17 protein-coding genes are annotated in these 19,938 nt (G+C 67.3%); 9 read left to right on the top strand and 8 right to left on the bottom strand.

Translation table 11 applies throughout. From position 1 onward, the window contains the following. Positions 1-78: 78 nt before the first annotated feature. Positions 79-1,182: a hypothetical protein gene (locus ELR45_RS25290; protein WP_129668825.1), complete on the top strand. Its 1,104-nt coding sequence runs from the start codon at positions 79-81 to the stop codon at positions 1,180-1,182. Between the two features lie 163 nt (positions 1,183-1,345). On the opposite strand, the gene ELR45_RS25285 is transcribed toward ELR45_RS25290, so the two are convergent. Then, the gene (locus ELR45_RS25285) at positions 1,346-2,353 is read right to left on the bottom strand and encodes a LacI family DNA-binding transcriptional regulator (protein WP_205857240.1); all 1,008 of its coding nucleotides are present in this window, start codon (positions 2,351-2,353) and stop codon (positions 1,346-1,348) included. A 180-nt stretch (positions 2,354-2,533) separates the two neighbouring features. Between ELR45_RS25285 and ELR45_RS25280 the strand changes: the two genes are divergently transcribed. From ELR45_RS25280 to ELR45_RS25265, 4 genes are all read left to right on the top strand, one after another. Beyond that, a complete protein-coding gene (locus ELR45_RS25280; protein WP_129668823.1) occupies positions 2,534-3,847 on the top strand; it encodes an ABC transporter substrate-binding protein in 1,314 nt (437 codons plus the stop codon). A 74-nt stretch (positions 3,848-3,921) separates the two neighbouring features. Further along, complete coding sequence (locus ELR45_RS25275) at positions 3,922-4,806, top strand: carbohydrate ABC transporter permease (protein WP_129668822.1); 885 nt, start codon at positions 3,922-3,924, stop codon at positions 4,804-4,806. Between the two features lie 5 nt (positions 4,807-4,811). After that, entirely contained in the window at positions 4,812-5,720 is a 909-nt protein-coding gene (locus ELR45_RS25270) for a carbohydrate ABC transporter permease (protein ID WP_129668821.1), read from the top strand. Next, positions 5,717-8,350, top strand: a complete 2,634-nt coding sequence (locus ELR45_RS25265; RefSeq protein ID WP_205857239.1) for an alpha-L-rhamnosidase — start codon at positions 5,717-5,719, stop codon at positions 8,348-8,350. Before ELR45_RS25270 ends, ELR45_RS25265 begins: the two co-directional genes overlap by 4 nt. Before the next feature lie 22 nt (positions 8,351-8,372). Here the strand turns inward: ELR45_RS25265 and ELR45_RS25260 are convergent, their stop codons facing one another. After that, the gene (locus ELR45_RS25260) at positions 8,373-9,662 is read right to left on the bottom strand and encodes a glycoside hydrolase family 15 protein (RefSeq protein WP_205857238.1); all 1,290 of its coding nucleotides are present in this window, start codon (positions 9,660-9,662) and stop codon (positions 8,373-8,375) included. A gap of 42 nt (positions 9,663-9,704) precedes the next feature. After that, a complete protein-coding gene (locus ELR45_RS25255; RefSeq protein WP_240760131.1) occupies positions 9,705-11,141 on the bottom strand; it encodes a phytoene desaturase family protein in 1,437 nt (478 codons plus the stop codon). A 303-nt stretch (positions 11,142-11,444) separates the two neighbouring features. Between ELR45_RS25255 and ELR45_RS25250 the strand changes: the two genes are divergently transcribed. Both ELR45_RS25250 and ELR45_RS35785 read left to right on the top strand, forming a co-directional pair. Further along, positions 11,445-12,182 (top strand): class E sortase, encoded by a 738-nt coding sequence (locus ELR45_RS25250; RefSeq protein ID WP_129668817.1) that lies wholly within the window; start codon positions 11,445-11,447, stop codon positions 12,180-12,182. A gap of 7 nt (positions 12,183-12,189) precedes the next feature. Next, the gene (locus tag ELR45_RS35785) at positions 12,190-12,345 is read left to right on the top strand and encodes a hypothetical protein (RefSeq protein ID WP_165368089.1); all 156 of its coding nucleotides are present in this window, start codon (positions 12,190-12,192) and stop codon (positions 12,343-12,345) included. 76 nt (positions 12,346-12,421) lie between these two features. On the opposite strand, the gene secD is transcribed toward ELR45_RS35785, so the two are convergent. From secD to ELR45_RS25235, 3 genes are all read right to left on the bottom strand, one after another. Next, positions 12,422-14,782, bottom strand: a complete 2,361-nt coding sequence (gene secD, locus ELR45_RS25245; protein ID WP_129668934.1) for a protein translocase subunit SecD — start codon at positions 14,780-14,782, stop codon at positions 12,422-12,424. 270 nt (positions 14,783-15,052) lie between these two features. Further along, positions 15,053-15,442, bottom strand: coding sequence for a hypothetical protein (locus ELR45_RS25240; protein WP_129668816.1), 390 nt, complete (start codon positions 15,440-15,442; stop codon positions 15,053-15,055). An 81-nt stretch (positions 15,443-15,523) separates the two neighbouring features. Further along, positions 15,524-17,113 (bottom strand): family 10 glycosylhydrolase, encoded by a 1,590-nt coding sequence (locus ELR45_RS25235; protein WP_129668815.1) that lies wholly within the window; start codon positions 17,111-17,113, stop codon positions 15,524-15,526. A 206-nt stretch (positions 17,114-17,319) separates the two neighbouring features. On the opposite strand from ELR45_RS25235, the gene ELR45_RS25230 reads away from it, so the two are divergent. Next, positions 17,320-18,054 carry a GntR family transcriptional regulator gene (locus ELR45_RS25230; RefSeq protein WP_205857236.1) on the top strand — a complete coding sequence of 245 codons (735 nt, stop codon included), beginning with the start codon at positions 17,320-17,322 and terminating at the stop codon, positions 18,052-18,054. Positions 18,055-18,084: 30 nt separating this feature from the next. Here ELR45_RS25230 and ELR45_RS39040 read toward each other — a convergent pair whose 3' ends face one another. Further along, entirely contained in the window at positions 18,085-18,747 is a 663-nt protein-coding gene (locus ELR45_RS39040) for a hypothetical protein (RefSeq protein ID WP_205857235.1), read from the bottom strand. 303 nt (positions 18,748-19,050) lie between these two features. Between ELR45_RS39040 and ELR45_RS25220 the strand changes: the two genes are divergently transcribed. Continuing rightward, positions 19,051-19,308 carry a hypothetical protein gene (locus ELR45_RS25220; RefSeq protein ID WP_129668814.1) on the top strand — a complete coding sequence of 86 codons (258 nt, stop codon included), beginning with the start codon at positions 19,051-19,053 and terminating at the stop codon, positions 19,306-19,308. Between the two features lie 14 nt (positions 19,309-19,322). Here the strand turns inward: ELR45_RS25220 and ELR45_RS41465 are convergent. Continuing rightward, positions 19,323-19,938 (bottom strand): alpha,alpha-trehalose-phosphate synthase (UDP-forming) (locus ELR45_RS41465; RefSeq protein ID WP_240760130.1); only part of this gene is annotated, 616 nt, incomplete at its 5' end.

Raw genomic sequence — 19,938 nt, 5'->3', positions numbered from 1 at the left:
CGCCGGACCGGCGGGATCGGCGTCGGGGCGGCCGCGCTGGTCGCAGCGACGCTGGCTGTACCGGCGTCGCCACTCTCATTGACCAACGACGACGGCGGCAACTCCACACAGCCGGCCACGACGTCGCCCGATGGGCCATCGGGCTCCGCGACCGCTCTCCAGCGCGAAATGGGGGAAGCCGTGAGGGACGCCTTAGCCGATGATGTTCAGATCAACGAACAGTACGGCATCAGCTTCGAAAACCTCGGGTATCCCAGCGTCAGTCTCGAGCTCCAGCGTGGTGACGATGCGGACCGTACAGTCGTGATGGACGTCTCGCTGGCGCCGGCGCGGCCGGACCTCGATCAGTTCCAGCCGTGCAGCGACCCACCGTCGAATGCTTGGCAAGATGCCGAAAGCTGCGAAGAAGGCCAAGACGAGGACGGCCGCTGGAGAATTATGAAGACCGGAAGCACAGACTATCGAGACGTGACCATCGTCGAGGACGATGCGACATCAGTCATCGTGGAATGGAACGATAACAGCGACGCTGGTGAATCCCCTCACGGGATTCTGTCCGAGGAGCAGGCCGCTGCGATCGCTGATGCTGTGTTCGCCGTGGGCAATCAACACGACACTGCTGAACTCATGGCTGGATTCGACCTGGTGGGAACGCTCGAAGCCTGGCCGGACATGCGTGCCGCACTGGAAATGGCGCTGGATCTCGGCGCCCTGACACCGATGGCCCCGGACGACGCGCCCGACGGCGCTGCCTACGATCCAGAGACCGGTGCCACCGCCTATATCGACGAGCAATGGCAGACTGGAACCATCGCCGCCCGCTACGCCACTGAGGGCGGTCTCACGGTGGACGTGGCGCTCTGGCAGGTCGCCCGGCTATACGATGACGCATGCGGCTCCGGCCTGGGCGAATGTGGCGGGATGCCGGGCTACAATGATCTCAGCGAAGCTGACGGTGGCGAACTGGCCAAAGGCGGAGTCATGTTCACTCCCGTCTCCGGCCTCGACGTCACGCTGGAGACAGGGCGAGCACCCGAGGACTCCGAAGACGGCTCCAACGACGAGGCGTCCAACGAGTTCAATGAAAAACACACACTCGCCGTAGACGAACTCTCCAAGCTGATCCGGTTTCAGGGCGGATACCGCAACCAGTCAGACGGCCGTGATCACCTATCTCAATAGGGACAGCTCGACATTTTAGCCCGTGATCCTGTGCGGGGTTGGGTCGCTGCGGCATCCCAACCCCGCACACGATTTGTGCGTGTCGGGTCACTGTGTGCCTTGGCACCCGGCGCTGGCGGCGTCGCCGACGGACCGTGCACTCTGGGCCACGGTCCGCAGGACGTTATTCTGCCCAGGCGCGGCCGGTCGTGCTCTCCCGGAGGATCAGCTCGGGTCTCATGGTGATAGTGCGGTGCGCGTGCGGCACCTTGGTGATCTCCTCGAACAACAGCTTCGCCGCCGCACGCCCCATGTCGACGCCCGGCTGACCCATCGTGGAGATCGGGATCACATGGTCCGCGGCGAAGTGGTTGTTGTCATATCCGATGACCGCGATGTCGCCCGGAACATCGATCCCCGAATAGAGCATGGTCTGGATCGCACCCGAGGCCAGCGCATCCGCCGCCGAGACCAGCCCGTCCGGACGCTCCGCTGCTGTCCGCGCCGCGATACGACGGCCCACGTCGAGGCCGGCGGCAACGGTCAGGCGGTCGGTCTCCTGCATCTCAAGTACGACCCGGCCTTTCTCCTCTTCGATCGCGCGGCGGGCTCCGGTCAGCCGGGACGCCACGGCCGAGAGCGACAGCGGTCCGCCCGCGAACAGCAGCCGGCGCCGGCCGAGCTCGATCAGATGCCGTGTGGCGGTGTATCCGCCGAACTCCTCGTCGACGACGACGCCGCAACTCTCGCTCTCGACACCGGGCCAGTTGACGTGGACGACCGGCATGTCGCGCTGCCGGACCTGATCGGCGCGGGTCAGCGGCGCATCGAGCGGGGCCAGCAGGATGCCTGAGACGCGGGACTCCTCGAACAGCTCCAGGTAGCTGTCCTGCTTCGCCAGGTCGACGTCGCTGTTGGCCAGCAGGAGCCGCACGCCGGACTCATCCGCCAGCTCTTCGACCCCGCGCGCGATGTCGACGAAGTACGAATTGGCGAGGTCGACGATCACGAAGCCGATCGTGTTCGCCCGCCCGACCGCAAGTGACCGGGCGACTTGGTTAGGCACGAAGCCCAACTCGTCGATCGCATCCTGCACCCGCTGGAGGGTGCGTTCCGACACGACGCCGGGGTTGTTGATCACGTTGGATACCGTGCCGAGCGACACGCCCGCGCGGCGCGCCACGTCGGTCATGACGGGCGCTCGACGCTTGCTCGGCGAGGGGAGTGATTCGCCTTCTGAGCGTCGCGATGGGGTGTTCGTCGACATGGTGTCAGAACCATACCTAAGATCCGGGGCTTGCGATGGGACGCACATCAGTCTACTTTTGAAGCGCTTCAATAACTTGTCGTGCGTCACGTTCAAGGAGGAATGATGAGATCTTCCCGCATGACCCACCGCAGCGCCGTGACCGCTGTCGTCGGACTGACCATGGTGACCATCGCATCCTGCGGCGGCGGGGGTGATGACAGCGGAGGCAGTGGCGCCGGCGGCGACGGCGCCTCGGACCTGAGCCTGCTGATGAACGTCGAGAACAACGAGATTCCCGGCACGCTCACCACCCTCTCCGAGAACGCCTGCGCCGACCAGAACGACGCGGCACCGCTCTCCGTGGAGACCGTCCCGCAGACCAACCTCGACCAGCAGCTGCAACTACTCGCCGGCCAGGGTGGGCTTCCCACTCTGTACGCCGCCGGGAACGCACCCGACCTGACGAAGACGCTCGCCGAGTCCGGCCACGTGCTCGACTTCCAGGAGGCACTCACCGAACTGGACGTCATCGACAACGTCGAGCCTGCGGCGATCTCCACCATCGAGGCGCTCTACGGCGGCTTCAACGTACTGCCGTTCGAGTACAACATCGAGGGCATCTGGTACAACACCGCGATGTTCGACGAGCACGGGGTCACCGTCCCCGAGACCTGGGACGACCTCGTCGCCGCGGCGCAGGCCTTCGCCGACGCCGGCATCACACCGTTCTCCGCCAGCGGCGACCAAGGCTGGCCCATCACCCGGCTCATCGGCAACTATCTCTTCCGCAGCATCGGCCCCGACGCCCTGCAGCGGGTCGCCGACGGCGAGGCGTCGCTCACCGACCCCGAGTACGTCGAAGCCGCTCAGGCCGTGGCCGACCTGGGTTCCGCCGAATTCTTCGGACAGGGTGTGGGCTCGATCGACATGGATACGTCCACCAACGAGTTCATCAGCGGCAACGCGGCGATGTACTACATGGGCAGCTGGGCTCTGAGCGACTTCAACGACGACGAGCGCAACGACATCGGCGTCGACAACATCGGCTTCATGCCGTTCCCGGACGTCGAGGGCGGTGCCGGCGACCGCAGCCAGCTCGCAGCCAACGTTGGCCTGCCGGTGACGATGAACGCTGAGGCCTACGGCGACGCCACCGCGGACTGGCTGTCCTGCATCGCAGAGAACTACGGCAGCGCCGCGCTCGAGGAGTACAACCGGGTCTCCGGATTCACCGTCAACAATCCCGTCGACGACGTCGGGCAACTCACCCAGGAAGTGCAGGACCAGGTGAGCGCCACCGACGAGGCCGTGTTGTGGTTCGAGGCGCTGTTCAACACGGAGGCGACCAACACCAGCCAGCGGAACGCAGCCCCCTTGGTGACCGGCAGCATCTCGGCCGAAGAGTTCATGGGCATGGTCCAGGACGATCTCGGCTGAGCCAGACCGGAAGGGCGGCGCGCGCCCGGCACGGGCCACGCCGAACCAGCAGCACGCCACACAGAGGAAGGCAGATGGAACAGGTACTCGGCGACAAGAAGTCGATCGCCATACTCGTCGGGCCGGCGCTTCTCGTCTACTCGCTGGTCATGCTGGTTCCGGTGTTCTGGTCGCTCGGATACATCATGTTCGAGGGCAACGCCGTCACCGGCTTCCGCTACGTCGGTCTCGCCAACTTCGCAGACCTGCTGAGCGACTCCAAGGTGCACGACGCGCTCTTGTTCACCCTGCGCTACGCGCTGGTGATCACCATCGGCCAGGTACTCCTCGGATACGGGCTGGCGCTGCTCTATGTGTTCGTCCTGCGGCGATACTCCAGCCTGATACGGACCCTGGTGTTCTTCCCCATCGTCCTTCCGACCGTGGCGGTCGCCCTGCTGTTCCAGCAGCTCTTCTCCGTCGCGCCGCAGAACGGCGTCGTCAACTCGCTGATCAACGTATTCGGCGTCGACTCGGTCGACTGGTTCGGTGACGGCGGCACGGCGTTCATCGTGATCGCGATCATGGACATCTGGCGTTCGATGGGGTTCTACGGCGTCCTGCTCTTCGCCGGGCTGGTGGAGATCCCGGAGGACGTGCTGGAGTCGGCCCGCATCGACGGCTCCGGCGGCTGGAAGATGCTCCGCCACATCGTCCTGCCACTGTCCCTGCCGGTGCTGGTCTCGGCGATCATCTTCAGCATCAACGGGACCCTCAAGGTCTTCGACAGCATCCTCGCGCTGACCAACGGCGGGCCGGGCACGTCGACCAGCCCGCTGACCATCTACATGTTCCAGACCTCGTTCACCTACGGCGAGTACGGCTACGGCAGCTCGGTAGCGCTGCTGCTGACCATCATCTGCCTCATGGTCACTGTGGTGATCTTCCGCGCGTCGCGCCGAGACCTGACGAAGGGATGACCGGGATGACCTCGACAGATCTCATCACGTCCCCGGCCCGGAGCGGACGACAGGGCCCGCCGGTCACTCCGCGCTCGTCCCGCCTGGGCCGCCGACTGCGCCGGTTGCCGGCTCACCTACTGGTCGCGCTCCTGCTCGTGATCGTGACCTACCCACTGGTGTGGCTGCTGCTCGGCTCGTTCAAGACGGAGACGGAGTTCCTCGAGGAGTCGGTGTTCTCGCTGCCCTCGCAGTTCAGCTTCGACAACTACGTGGACGCCTGGACCACCGGAAACTTCTCCCAGTACGTGCTCAACAGCATTCTCACGGTCGGCCCGTCGCTGTTCCTCATGATGCTTCTCGGCACGGCGGCGGGCTTCGCCCTGGAGGTGCTGGTCTGGAAGGGCCGCGCAGGCGTCCTGCTGATCTTCCTGGCCGGGATCATGGTCCCGATGCAGATGATTCTGCTGCCACTGTTCACCATCTACTTCCAGACCGGGCTGACCGGAACCCTGTGGCCCCTCGTCATCACCTACACCGCCACCGGCCTTCCGCTCACGGTGTTCCTGATGGCGACCTACTTCCGGGCGGTGCCCCGGGAGGTCTTCGAGGCCTCCACGCTCGACGGCGCGGGCCTGGTGCGTGCGTTCTTCCTGATCGCTCTGCCGATGATGCGCAACGCGATCTTCACCGTCGGGCTCGTGCAGTTCTTCTTTTTCTGGAACGACCTGCTCATCGCCCTGACGTTCACCAACTCGGGCGAGTTGCGGACGCTGCAGGTGGGCTTGCTGAACTTCAGCGGCCAGTTCGGGACCACACAGTACGGGCCGCTCTTCGCGGCGATATGCCTGAACGTCTTCGGGATGCTCGTGCTCTATCTCGTACTCAACAAACAAGTGCAAAAGGGTCTGACGGCAGGAGCCGTGAAAGGGTGACAGTGGTAGACGGACCAACCATCAGTCGTGGCATCCGATTCGAGCATCTGAAGGAGGCCCTTGGCATAGGTACACCCGCTCCGCGGCTGTCGTGGCAGGTCACTGCAGCTCCCGGGTGGCGGCAAGCCGGATACGAGATCGAGTTACGGCGCACCGGGAACGTCGGCCTGAAGGATCGGTTCGAGCCGGCCGGCAGCGCCGGACCGTCGCGTCGAGTCGAGTCGTCCGGCTACATGGAGTCGCCGGAGCAGGTGCTCGTCCCGTGGCCGGGTGAGCCGCTCGCCTCCCGGGAGGTCGCCGATGCTCGTGTCCGTGTATTCGGTACGGACGGCACTGCCTCGCCGTGGAGCGCATGGTCGACCGCTGAGGCCGGCCTGCTGGACGCCGCGGACTGGTCGGCGTTGCCCGTCGGCGCGAGCTGGCCGGAGACGCCGGACACCGATCGTCGTCCGTACCTGGTGCGCCGCGAGTTCACACTGCCGGCGGACACGGTGCGAGCGCGGCTGTACGTGACCGCGCACGGCGTCTTCGAGGCCGAGCTCAACGGTCAGCGGGTGGGCGACGACGTCCTGGCTCCGGGCTGGACCACGTACCACCGGCGGCTGCGTTACTACACGTACGACGTCACACAGTTGCTGCGGACCGGAGAGAACGCCCTGGGAGCATGGCTCGGCGATGGCTGGTACCGCGGACGCTTGGGCTTCAACGGCGGCTACCGCGACCTGTACGGCTTCGACCTCTCACTCCTGGCCCAGCTGGAGGTCACGCTGGCCGACGGCACCCGCCAGGTCATTGCCACCGACGAGAGCTGGCGGGCGTGCATGGGACCGATCCAGCTCAGCGGGCTGTACGACGGCGAGACCTACGACGCCCGCGACGAGCAGCACGGATGGTCGGAACCCGGGTTCGACGACGCCGCCTGGTCACCCGTGGTCCAGAACAAGCGGGACCCGGCCACACTGGTCGCTCCGGAACAGCCCTCGGTTCGGTGCACGGAAGAGGTCCGGCCGATCGAGACGAGGGTCACCGAGAGCGGGACGCTCCTGCTCGACTTCGGCCAGAACATGGTCGGCAGGCTGCGGATCGGCGTCGATGGACCAGCCGGGCACACCATCACCGTGCGGCATGCCGAGGTACTGCAGGACGGCCGCCTGTACACCCGGCCGCTGCGGCTCGCTCCCTCAGTGGACACGATCGTCCTCGACGGATCCGGTCCCAGGACATGGGAGCCGCGCTTCACGTTGCACGGGTTCCGCTACGCCGAGATCGAGGGCTGGCTCGGCGAGGTCGGCCAGCAGGATGCCGTCGCTCGCGTCTACCACACGGACATGGAGCGGACCGGCTGGTTCGAGTGCTCGGATCCGCTGCTGAACAGGCTCCACGAGAACATCGTGTGGAGCATGCGCGGCAACTTCGTCGACATCCCGACGGACTGCCCGCAGCGCGACGAGCGACTCGGCTGGACCGGAGACATCCAGGTCTTCGCACCTACCGCTTCGTTCCTCTACGACTGTGCCGGCATGCTCACCTCCTGGCTGACCGACCTGGCAAATGAACAGCTCGACGACGGCACGGTTCCCTGGTTCGTGCCGACCATCCCGGGCGGCCCACACTGGACTCCGGCCCGGCCGGGCGCGGTGTGGGGGGACGCCGCCGTGCTGACGCCGTGGGTTCTCTACGACCGGTTCGGTGACGCCGGCGTGCTCGAGCGTCAGTACGACAGCGCCAAAGCCTGGGTTGACCTGGTGGTGAACATCGCCGGCGCGGACCGGCTATGGAACACCGGCTTCCAGCTGGGCGACTGGCTCGACCCAGCTGCCCCGCCGGACGACCCGTCCGCCGCCCGCACCGACAAGTACCTAGTGGCCACCGCGTATCTGGCATGGTCGGCTCGTCACCTGGCTCGCACGGCGGCAGTTCTCGGCAAGAACGAGGACGCCGCCCGGTATGCGGCGATCGCCGACGAGGTGAAGGCAGCGTTCGCGGCCGAGTACGTCGGTGCCGACGGGCTGCTGAGCAGCGATGCACCAACGGCCTATGCGCTGGCGATCGTCTTCGACCTCGTCGAGGGCGACGCTCGGGCGGCGGCCGGTGCCCGGCTGTCCGAACTGGTCCGCGAGGCCGGCCACCGTATCGCGACCGGATTCGCCGGCACCCCCGTGGTATCGGACGCGCTGACCTCAACCGGGTACCTGGACACCGCGTATGAGCTGCTGCTCGAAGAGGGTTGCCCGTCGTGGCTTTACATGGTCCGCCAGGGCGGCACCACCATCTGGGAGCGGTGGGACAGCATGATGCCGGACGGAACGGTCAATCCGGGAGACATGACCTCGTTCAACCACTACGCGCTCGGGGCCGTGGCGGACTGGATGCACCGCAGGATCGCGGGAATCGCACCGCTCGAGCCCGGCTACCGTCGCGTCCGTTTCGCACCGCGGCCCGGTGGCGGTCTCCGGTTCGCTCGAGGGCGTTACGCATCGGCCTACGGCACGATTAGCGCACACTGGTGGTTCGAGGAGGACGCTCTGCACTTCACCGTCCAGCTACCCACCGGCACCACGGGCGTCGTCGAGCTGCCCGGGCGGGATCCGGTGGAGGTCGGCCCCGGGCAGCACACCTTCCGCGGGTAACCCACGCAGCAGCGCCGTCAGGTCATTCGGTGAGCTCGACCGCCGTGAGCACGACGACGGCGGCGGTCCAGGAGAGCGGGGCGAGCTGGGCGGGTGTGCCATCGGCGAGGACCTTCTCCGGCAGCGTGCCCCGGGATGTCCGGTGCTCGTCCAGCCATGCCAGTGTCTCCAGGGCCGTCTCATCGTCACCGGCGGCGGCCATCGTGAGGCCGTACATGGCCGTGTGTGGTGTCCAGCTGACCCCGTCCTCGCGCCAGCCGGCACCCGGGGCGATACCACCCGCGGGGCGCTCCATCTCCTGCACGGCGTCACTCCACGCGTCGAGCACGGCGGGTTCGGCGGTGGAAGACATCGGAGGCAGCAAGAACGCGATCGACGCGTCCGGCTCCGATCCACCCGGATAGCGTGGGTAGCCGCCGGGCCCGAACGTCTTGTGAATCGAGTCGCTCAGCCGCTCTGCGCCGTCGGCGGCACGCCCGGCGGTGGGCTGCTCTCCGAGCGACGCGTAGATCTCGGTCGCCGACTCCAGCCCGGCCAGCAGCGGAGCAGCCGTACCGAGCGTCAGCTCGCCCTCCTCCAGCTCCCAGAAGTCCGACGAGGGCGGCGGCAACGAGTCCTCGTTGTCGATCAGCCGCAGGATCGCATCGGTGGAGGAATCCACCAGCGGCCGCACAGCCTCCAGGAAGTCTCCCCGTTCGGGCTCGGGAGTCTCCGCTGCGACCCGCCCGGCGGCCCACAGCATCCACCCCGTGCCGTCGAGTTGTATGCCACGGTCGTCGGGTACGCCCCCGGAACCGTCATTGAGATACCGCGCGTGGAAGAGGCCGTCGTCGCCCTGCACGTCCTGTAGGTAGAGCAGCACCCCGGTCGCATCGACGGTGTGACCCACACTCGCCAGGGCGGCCGCCACCATGGCCGCATCCCGTGGCCACACGTGCCGCCAGCCCGGGGACAGGCCGGCCGGAGCGGCGCCGTTGTCGAAGGTCAGTGTGTTCAGGTCCAGCAACGCCGTCTCGATCAGGTCGGCGTACTCGGGCCCGAGGTCGGGCACGTCCGCGGCCTCGATCCAGCCCCGCTGCTCTTGTGCGAGTGTCTCTGCGTCGGCGGCGTCGGCAAGCACACGCGTACCAGGCACGAACTCGTCGCCGGAGCCCTCGTCGAGCGGCACCCGCTCGCCGCCGGTGGTGATCCCGACCGCCTCGACGTTCAGCGGGGTGTCCGCCTCACCGTCGCGCGTCATCGCCACCACCACCGCACCCACCGCACCGATGCCCACGACGACCGCAAGGTACGTCAACACCCTCAGCGGCACGGACCGTCGAACAGTACCGGCCTCACGGCCTCGATACACCGGCTACTCCTGCGGCGCCAGCGACGGCAGCCGGCGGATGCCGAACCGCTTGGCCAGGGCACGCCTCGCCGCGTGCACCCCGCTCATACCGTGCACCCCGGGTGCCGGAGGGGTCGCCGACGAGCACAGATACACACCCGGCACGGGCGTCGCCCACGGATCCCACCGCAACGCCGGGCGGGCGAGCAGCTGCCAGGTGGTCAGCGCGCCGGCCGCGAAGTCGCCGCCGATGTAGTTCGCGTTGTGATGCGCCATCTCAGCCGCGGGAATGGCTCGGCGCGCCACCACGACGTCGCCGAACCCGGGAGCGAACCGCTCGATCTGCGCCTGGACAGCGGCACCGAGGTCGACCGTCGATCCGGCCGGCGCGTGCGTGTATGTCCAGAGCGGACGCAATCCGTTCACCTCGCGCGCCGGGTCCGTCAGCACCGGGTCCGAGACGAGGATCAGCGGCTGATCCGCGTGCCGCCCGGCGGCCACCGCAGCCTCGGCACGCACCATGTCGGCGCGATCCCCGCAGACATGCACCGTGCTCGCGCGCCCCACCTCCGGATGGCTCCAGGGAACCGGACCCGAGAGCACGAAGTCCACCTTGCAGACCGCGTCGCCGTAGCGGTACCTCTCCAGCGCGCGCCGATAGCGACCGGGCAGCCGGTCACCCATGATCCGCATCAGCGCCCGGGGCGTCGTGTCGAACAGATAGGCGCGGGCGTCAGGGAGCTCGTCGAACGAGGTCACCTCGGAGCTCGTCGTCACCATGCCACCGTGTGCTTTGAGGTCATCGACCATGGCGTCGATGATCGCCTGGCTGCCGCCCACAGGCAGCGCCCATCCCGGGGTGTGGGCCAGCGCGGCCAGCATGACTGCGGTCCCCGCTACCGGAAGGCTGGGCAGCGTGGAAATCGCATGCGCCCCCACGCCGGTGAGCAGAGCTGGCGCCCGGTCTTCCTTCCAGCGACGGTCCCACAGCCGGGTCCCCTGTTCCAGGACTGCCAGGCCGAGCTGGGCGGCGGACAAGGGATCGCGTGGCAACGTCCGGCGGTCCGAAAGGGCGGCGTCGACGACACCGGGGACGTGCGAGACAAGCGGCCCGAGCAGTCGCCGCCACGCCGGCCCGTCCACCCCGAGCTCGTCGACCGTGCGGTCGATGTCCCGATACGCGATGCCCGCGCGGCCGCCGTCGAGAGGCTGTGCATACGACACATCGGAGTACCGCAGATCGACACCACGCGCGCGCAGGTCGAAGGCACGGAAGAACGGCGACGCGGCCGCAAGCGGATGCACCGCGGAGCAGACATCGTGGATCAGGCCAGGCGCCAGGCCGAGATCAAGGGTGCGGGCTCCGCCGCCGAGCGTAGGCTGAGCCTCGCGCACGCGGACGTCAAGCCCTGCGCGCGCCATGATGACCGCCGCGGCGAGGCCATTCGGTCCAGACCCCACGACCACGACGTCACACCGCTCCGACGGGCTCACGCGCACACCAGTCCGTCCCGGCCACTCATCACGTGTTCGCCTTCCATTCACATCTCCGTCACCGCCATCGTAAGCGCTGCACGCCGTCGCGTGGATGCGATGCGCCGAGCTGGCAGTGTCGCGATGATCACCCCGTGACCGGATGCTGAGAATGCCACCTCCGTCGTGTCCGAAATATCAATATTTGATGTGGAATGCACCTTCTATATGGGTACTTGCACCGGCGGGCGATGTCAGGCGTCATCGTGGTAAGCACGTTAAGCTCTAGCCATGCATCGGAAGGCGCGGCGTGGCCGCCGCAGGGCCCCCAAGCGCAGACCCACCGCCGTCAAGCGCAGCCCCATGGCCGTGATGGCCGGCGCGCTTGGTGAGCTCATGCTGACGGGTGGCGTCCTGGTACTGCTCTTCGTCGTGTACACCCTATGGGGCACGGGGATTCAAACAGCGGCGGCACAGAACGATCTTCGCAATCAGTTCGAACTACAGCTTGACGAGGTCGACCTGGACACCGATGAGGACGAACCCCAAGCGGCCTACGAAGGACTCGAGCTAGGTGACGCCTACGGGATCCTCCGCATCCCACGATTCGGTGAGAACTGGGAGAAGATCATCGTCCAGGGCGTCGAGGACGAGGACCTCAAGAACGGCCCCGGCCACTACCTCGACAGCGCTGACCCCGGCGAGCTGGGCAACTTCGCAGTGGCCGGACACCGCTCAGGTCACGGCGAGCCGTTCGCCAGGTTCCCCGAGCTGCAAGAGGGCGACATCATCGAGGTCGAGACAGCCACGGGGATCTACCAGTACCAGCTCTACGACGCCCCGGACGGCGACAGCGACGGGAACAAGATCGAGATCCAGGACAGCTGGGTCGCGGATCCGGTGCCGGGCGAGCCCTCGAGCGCCGAGCCGAGCGAGTCCCTGCTGACGCTGACCACCTGCTGGCCACGCTGGGGGTCATCGCATCGCATGTACGCAACGGGCATCCTGATCAGCTCCGAGGAGCGATAAACACGACATGTACGCGTGGGTATGGCGGCACCTCCCTGGCCCATGGCCGGTCCGGCTCTTCATCTACCTCGTCCTGATCCTCGGGATCGTCGCGGCGCTGTTCTTCTGGGTGTTCCCCTGGGTCGAGGACACCTTCGACATCAACCGTGTCACCGTCGGCTGAACACCGCGGCCCCATCCACCACTCCACGGGAACGGCCCCCCCAACCCCGCCGGCGGGTTTGGGGGCCGAGGCGGGCTCAGACGACGGCGCCGTAGTTCGGGTCCTCGCGGCTGCCCTTGGTCTCCTTCGGCTTCTCTTCCGGAGGCGGAGCCGGCTTCCACGACTCGAGCTCCACAGCCAGCGGTGTCGATGTGAAGTTCGACGAGTAGGTTCCGATGAGGATGCCGATGATCAGAGCGAAGGCGAAGTCGGACAGCGAGTCCCCGCCGAGGAAGTAGAGCGCGATCAGCGGGAACAGCGTGCTCATGCCGGTGTTGACCGAACGTGGCAGCGTGTTCAGCACGGCCGTGTTGGCCACCTGGCCGAAGTCCTGCTCTGACCGACGGGCCCACGTCTCACGGATCCGGTCGAAGACCACCACCGAGTCATTGACCGTGTAACCGATGATGGTCAGGATCGCCGCGAGGAACATGCCATCGATCGGCTTGCCCAACCAAGCGAAGAGTCCCACCGTGACGACCACGTTCTGGAACAGGGCTACGACGGCGCCGGCACCGAACGTCCACCGGAAGCGGATGGCCAGATACGTCATCTGGGCGGCGAGCGCCACCGCCAACGCGATGAGCGCATTCCGCTGCAGCTCATCACCGAGGCTCGGGCCGATGAGCTCGTCCCTGATCATCTGCCCGCCGCCACCGAGTTCGCTGATGGCGTCGATGACCTCCCGCGCCTCGGTATCGCTCATCTCGACGGTCCGCACCGAGATCGCGTCTTCACCGGCCGATCCCGACTCGTTGACGATGGCCGTAGGGAAGCCCACGTCGGCGACGGCCTCGCGAGCGTCGCCGATGTCAACCTGCTCGTCCGGTGCGACCTCGACCAATCGGCCGCCTGTGAACTCGATGCCGAATTCGAGGCCGCGGACGGCGATGCCCGCCCCCGCCAGGATGACGGCGATCAGCGACGCGCCCAGCATCCGGCGTCCGTACCGCATGAGGTCCGGGCTCCGCCGCCGCAGCCACAGCCGGACCCGGCCGTGCTTCGCCAGACCGCTGGCGGCCGGATGAGTCCGGATCCACCGCTGCCGGACCAGCCACTCCGCCAGCGCCCGGCTGAGCACCAGGGCGGAGAGAAGCGAAGCGAGAACACCGATGGTCAGGGTGACGCCGAATCCTCGCACCGGCCCGGACGCGAGGAAGAACAGCAACGCGGCGGCCAGCAGGGTGGTGACGTTCGAGTCCGCGATCGCCGAGATCGCCTTCTTGAACCCACTGGGCACGGCGTTGCGCAGGCTCTTCATCTCGCCGTCGACATAGTCCTCCCGCGCCCGCTCGAAGATCAGTACGTTCGCGTCGACTGCCATACCGATGGCCAGCACGAAACCGGCGAGTCCGGGCAGTGTCAGCGTCGCGCCGAGCGCGCTGAGGGCGGCGTAGGCCATGGCGGCATAGCCGACCAGCGCTCCGACCGCCATCAGCCCCACCATGCGGTACGTCACGACGATGAACACGGTGGTGAGCGCGAGACCGATCATGGCCGCCAAGGCACTGGCCTCGATGGCCGCATCACCCAGCGTCGGCCCGACCACGCGCTGCTCGATCACCTCGACGGGGAGCGGCAGCGCCCCGCCCTCGATCAGCGCACCCAGTTCTTTCGCCGATTCCTCGTCGAAGTCTCCGGTGATCCTCGTGGTCCCACCGCGTTGTCCGACGTCACAGACGGCGTCCTGGACTTGGGGCGAAGAGATGACCTCCTCATCCAGGACGATGGCGATGCGCCGCTGCGGATCGTTCTGAGGGAAGCACGCTGCGGCCCCGGTCAGATCGGCCCAGTCGTCGGCGCCGCCCCCGGTGAACGCGACATCGACATACCAGCCGCTGGCCAGCTGGGCGTCGTACTGTCCGATGGCGTCGGAGATCTCCTCGCCGGTCATCGCGAACGGGCCCAGAGTGATCGCACCGCCGCGCTCGTCCTCGATGACGCTCTCCTCGGCCGACGGGTCGAAGGAACCCTCCTCGGAACCTTCCTCCGCGGAGCCGTCTTCCTCAGAACCTTCCTCGCCGGAACCTTCTTCCGAATCTCCCTCTTCCGAGTCTTCCCCCTCAGTGGAGCCCTCGTCGCCGGAGCCGTCCGTTCCCTCATCCTCTGCGGGGCCGTAGCCGAGCACCGGGTGGATGGTCAGCTGCGCGGTACGTCCGAGAGCTTCCGCAGCCTCGGTGGGATCCTCCACGCCTGGAAGCTCGACGATGATCCGGTTCTCGCCCGAGCGGGAGAGCGACGGCTCCGCGACGCCGAGGGCGTCCACTCGCCGACGTAGCACCTCCACCGCACGGTCGGTGTTCTCCGAGTTGGCTTCGGCGTTAGGTGCGTCCTGCGCCTGGAGGGTGATCTGCGCGCCGCCCTCCAGGTCGAGTCCCAGGTTGGGCGAGACCGTCATGGTGGTGTAGGCGGAGGCACCGAGCAGGACGAACGCGACGGCAGCGCGGACGATCCTGGCCGGCTCGGTGACACTACGGTCGCCGCGCGCCGCCGCGCGCCGGCGGAACAGGGCGTACGTCGCCGCGCACAGGGCGACGACCGCGATGGTCAGGTAGAGGGCGTTCGTGCGATCCACGGGGAGACTCCGGATGGCGTCGGCCGGTGCGGCGTCTCACGGTGCACGGGCACACGCGGAAACCGACCGGGCGGTTGGTGAACTCAAGGACGTCTACTGCTGTCCTGTCACCGGAGGTGCACGGTCGGGATGTGCCGAGTCGCCCGACTCACGTGGCAGGTCCGCGTCGGCGGCGTTGCCGCGGACTCGAATGCCGTGACCGGCGAGTGGATCGACGACGGCGCGAGCCGGTGGAGGTGGGGCCAGCCCTAGCTCGGTGCCGAACGGTGCGGCGGCGACGACATCCGGAGACTGGTCCACAGCCTCTATCGCTACGCCGCTGGCCGCCTCATGCTTCGCCTCGATGGACAGCTCACGGGACTGAGCCGTGGACGCCAACGACGGCAGCCCGACCGTGACGATCATGAAGAGCCCGGAGAGGAGAGCGGTGGGGAGCCGCCACGCCGTGCGGCGCGGCCGGCTCGTGGCGTGCCCCTGCGGCACGTCCCCACCTCCCTGCAAGCTACAAGTTCACCAAGCGTCCCTCACCCTACACCGCCACCCCTGCCGCGGTCCTTCCCCGAGTCAGCGCAGCCGGACGAGCGGCGACAGGTCCGCCGTCTCGATCTCACCGTCGGTGACCTCGACATACGTCACAGGCTTACCGACGACGCCGGCCGGCAGCTCGATCCGCACCAGGTAACGGCCGGACGGCACGTGGGCGAATCCGAACCAGCCGGAGCCGTCGCTCGCACGCGTGTGTGACTCCCCGCCCCCGGTCAGCGGCTGCAACGTGACCTCCGCCCCGTCCAGGGACCGGCCGTCGCGGGTCACCAGCTCACCGGTGATGTGGCCGTCGGACGGATCGTCTTTCCAGGGCATCGACGGGACGGCGGCGGGCTCCGCGAACGGCGCGTCCTCTCCCACCGTGAGCGCCTCCGCAAGTGCATCTCGCTCGGCGTCCTTCACCGCCGGATCGGAGCTGGCGGCGGCGGTCATGCTCGCGTTGGCGTAGGAGTAGCCGCTCCATCCCACGACGGTGTTGCCGGCCTCCGTCGGCGTGAACACGTCCTGCACCTGCTGGACGCTGTCCTCGATCTCGTTGAGGTACAGGGCCGGCCCGGAGACCGACTGGCGGTCTCCCTGCCAGTCCGCCAGCACCTCGTTCCACTCGTCGAACATCTGCGCCTGGTCGGGCATCCATTCGCGCTTGTAGTTCATGGCGACGACGGTGTCCATGATCCCCTCGTCCTGCCAGCCCTTCCAATCCTGCAGGACCTCGGCATAGGTTCGGGTGCTCTCCCACCCGCCGACGCTCTGCGGCCCGAATCCGTACGTGATGGCGTCCATCGACAGCCGGGCGCCCGGGTCCACCTCCCACATACCGAGATAGATCTTGCGCACCAGGTTCGTCATCTGGTCCCGGCGCCAGTCGCTCCATTCCTGGTCGGACGCCTCCGGGACCTCGCTCCGCCCGGTCGCCTCCTGGAACCGCGCCACGGAGACGTCGTTGTATCCCCAGTCGCTGTGCGTCGTGGAGGAGCTGAAGTCCGGGTAACGGACGTAGTCCAGGTTGATGCCGTCGACGTCGTACTCGTCGACAATGCTTTGAACCGCCTCGACGATGTAGTCGACGGCGTCGGGGTGTCCGGGGTCGATGTAGGCGTTGGCGCCCTGTAGCTCAGTGCCGTCCTCTTTCTTGTTCAGCCAGCGCTCGTCACCTTCGGCATCCGGGCCGTGCTGGTTGAAGACGTGGTCGGCCGAGCTGGGCGGCGTGGTGGAGTTCCACATCGTGTTGACGTTGACCCAGGCGTGGACCTCCAGGCCGGCCGCGTGTGCCTGCTCGATGATCTCGTCCAGCGGATCGTACGGCGCCGGGTCGACGGCGGCATCGGTGCGCGGGTACAGCGCCCGGTTGCAGAAGCAGTCATAGCGGCGGGCTGTCTGCACGATCAGCGCGTTCGCGTTGACTGCCAGCGCATCGTCGACCAGCTGTTCCACTTCCTCGGCGTTGTAGATGCCCGGGTTGAAGGCGTCCACCCAGTAGCTTCGCCACTCCTGAGGCGGGTCGGCGTCGATGGCAGCCGACGAAGGGACGGCTACCGTGGCGGTGAGGAGTCCGGCTACGGCCGCGCCCAATACCGCGAACCGGCGTACGTTGAGCAGTCGAGCCATCAGGGGCCTCCCGAAATTGGCCTAGACCAACAGTGCCCACAGTCTGGACGACGCAAGGCACGACGTCTAGACCCGGCGTCTGGCAAAATGCGGACAACGGCCGCGGACTGACGCTCCATCCGCCACGCCATCAACCGGCAGCGAACGGCAGGCTCGAGGTGACCTGCGAGAATTGCATGATCTAACGGCTGACTCGGAGGGTTGGCGTGGCAGCGAAATACCTCTCGATTCGAGATCAGATCCTCGACCTCATCGCCGAGATGGAGGTGGGCGAGGCATTGCCGCCGGAACGGGCGCTCGCGCCGCAGTTCGGTGTGGCGCGGATGACCCTGCGCCGCGCGATCGAAGAGGTGATCCGGGAAGGGCGGCTGAAGCGTAAGCACGGCGCGGGCACGTTCGTCGCCGGACCGAAGATCGCTCAGGGCCTGGCCGTCACGTCGTTCTCCGAGGACATGCGGCAACGCGGCGTGGTCCCTTCCAGCCGGACACTGGACGCGGGGGAACTCGCCGCCAGCCCCAAGCTCGCCAAACGACTGGAGATCACCAGCGGCGAGCCGGTTCTGCGCGTCGTGCGCCTGCGGCTCGCCGACGATGCTCCGATGGCGGTGGAGACACTGCACGTTCCCGGCCGCGTGGCGCCCGGGCTGGACGGCCAGGCCCTGGATCACGCGTCGTTCTACGAGTTGCTCGCGGAGCGCCACGGGATCATCCTCGCCGGTGGCGTCCAGACGATCGAGGTCACCGTCACCGATGACCGAGAGGCCGAGATCCTCGAGGTACCCGTCCATTCTCCCGCGTTCCTGTTCGAGCGGGTCTCGCGTGCTCGGGACGGCCAGGTCGTCGAGTTCGTCCGCTCGGTGTACCGGGGCGATCGATATCAGTTCCGCGTCGACCTACAGCCGGCGCGCGCGGGGTCGAACCTCGCCGACGACGCTCCCTAGAGCGTCCGGGACTCTGACCCCGGGCAGCGATCACCGCGGCGCCGCGGACTCCTCTGCCGGCACCGCCCGCCGATGCCGGCCTCCGCCTCGCCGGGGAGCGGGCACCATCGGGTCGTCCGATGCCATCCGGTCCGCGGCGGGCGCAGGTTCGGCGTCGGCCGCTTGTGACGTCCGGGTACGGTCATCGGCCGGCGCCGCGTGCTCGGCGGCCCGTGCGGACTGGGGCGTGAGTACCGGCGGCTCGGCAGGCCGTCCCGTCGATGGTGGTTCGGGTGGTGGTGGCGGCTCGGGAGGCGTGTTCTCCACGTCCGCTTCGTGGGTCGGCGGCTCAGCCGGGGTGTGCTCCTCGGTGGCTTCTGGCTGCGGTTCTGCAGGACCGCGTGGCTGGGTCGGCACGTCGACCGTCGGTTCCGCTTTACGCCGCCGCCGACCGCGTGGCGTGTCGAGTGAGTCCCACGCGTCCTGCAACCGATCCGAAGCGGAGTCGATCCATTGCACGCTCGTCCCGTCCCCATGGCCGTGGACGGCTATCAGATCGTCGATCGACGCCCAGAGGCTCGTTGCAGGGTAGTCAGAGCACCATCGCAAGGCCACGTGCCCGTCAGCGAATACCACCCCGTACGCGACGACACCCACGCCGGATATCCCGGTGTAGTCGACGTGGCGCACCAAGGCGAATCTGCGAGGGAACAAACGACCACCCTAGGGAGCTTGAGCTGCGTGCGGTAGTGCACCGGACCAGCCACCTGAAACTCCGCCCCACACGGCCCATGTACGCTGCTCATCTTGCTCGATGCCACGTCATGCTGTCACGGCGGCCTGCCGTAGCCGACACGAGGGATCTTGATTCGCTAGATTCTTCGTCCGTTTTGTCATAATTTTGAGGTATGTGATAGCCCTCACACGTCTCTCGCCACACGGATGCTGTCGCGAGGTCGACATCTCGACAAGCTACGGTGAAGCGGCGAGTCACAATGACAGTCGAGAGGGTGAACGATGCAGGGTTCCGAACCCAACCCCGAAGCCGACCCCATGGTGGTCGATGCCGTCCAGATCGTCCGGGACAGGTTCGGCGCAGTCGGCCTGCGCAGCCTTATCGCGCTCGCTTCACAGGAGCTTGTGCGAGTCGAGGAGGCGGAGGCTCGGTTGGCCGCGATCGAGAACACAGAGCAGCCTGCCGCCCCCGCCAGCGAGCCGCTGGACGCGGCGGACACCCAGGCATGGCTGGCCTACACGGAGGTCGACCGCGAGTAAGGGTTGGGGACTGATCAGGTGGCGCGGAGGGTGGAGAGGAAGTCCTCGGCCCACCTGGTGATGTCGTTGTTGAGAACGTGATCACGGAGCAGCTTCATCCGCTCTTCCGCCTCGGCGTCATCGATACGCATCGCAGCGAGCAGGGTCCGTTTCAGGCCGTCGATGTCGTGCGGGTTGACCAGGAATGCACCGTCACCGAGTTCGTCGGCAGCGCCGGCGAACTCGGACAGTACCAGCGCTCCCCGTAAGTCGGTGCGAGCTGCCACATACTCCTTGGCGACGAGGTTCATGCCGTCACGCAACGGCGTGACCACCATCACATCCGCAGCGCGCAGCAATGAGACGAGATCCGCTCGCTCGTATGAGGAGTGCAGGTAGTGCACGGCAGGCTGGCCGATCCGGCCGTACTCGCCGTTCATCCGCCCCACCTGCAGCTCGATGTCGTCTCGCAGTGTCTGGTACGCCTCGACGCGCTCCCGGCTGGGCGTGGCCACCTGCACCAGCACGGCCTCATCGGGGGTGACATCCCCACCGGCCAGGAGCTCACCGAACGCTTTCAGCCGGTGCCCGATGCCCTTCGTGTAGTCGAGACGGTCGACACCGAGAAGCATGTGCCCCGGCGAGCCGATC

The sequence above is a fragment of the Phytoactinopolyspora endophytica genome (genome assembly GCF_004138495.1).
Taxonomy (GTDB): domain Bacteria; phylum Actinomycetota; class Actinomycetes; order Jiangellales; family Jiangellaceae; genus Phytoactinopolyspora; species Phytoactinopolyspora endophytica.
Note: the sequence above shows the minus strand (reverse complement) of the source record. Positions and strands in the feature narration are given on the sequence as shown.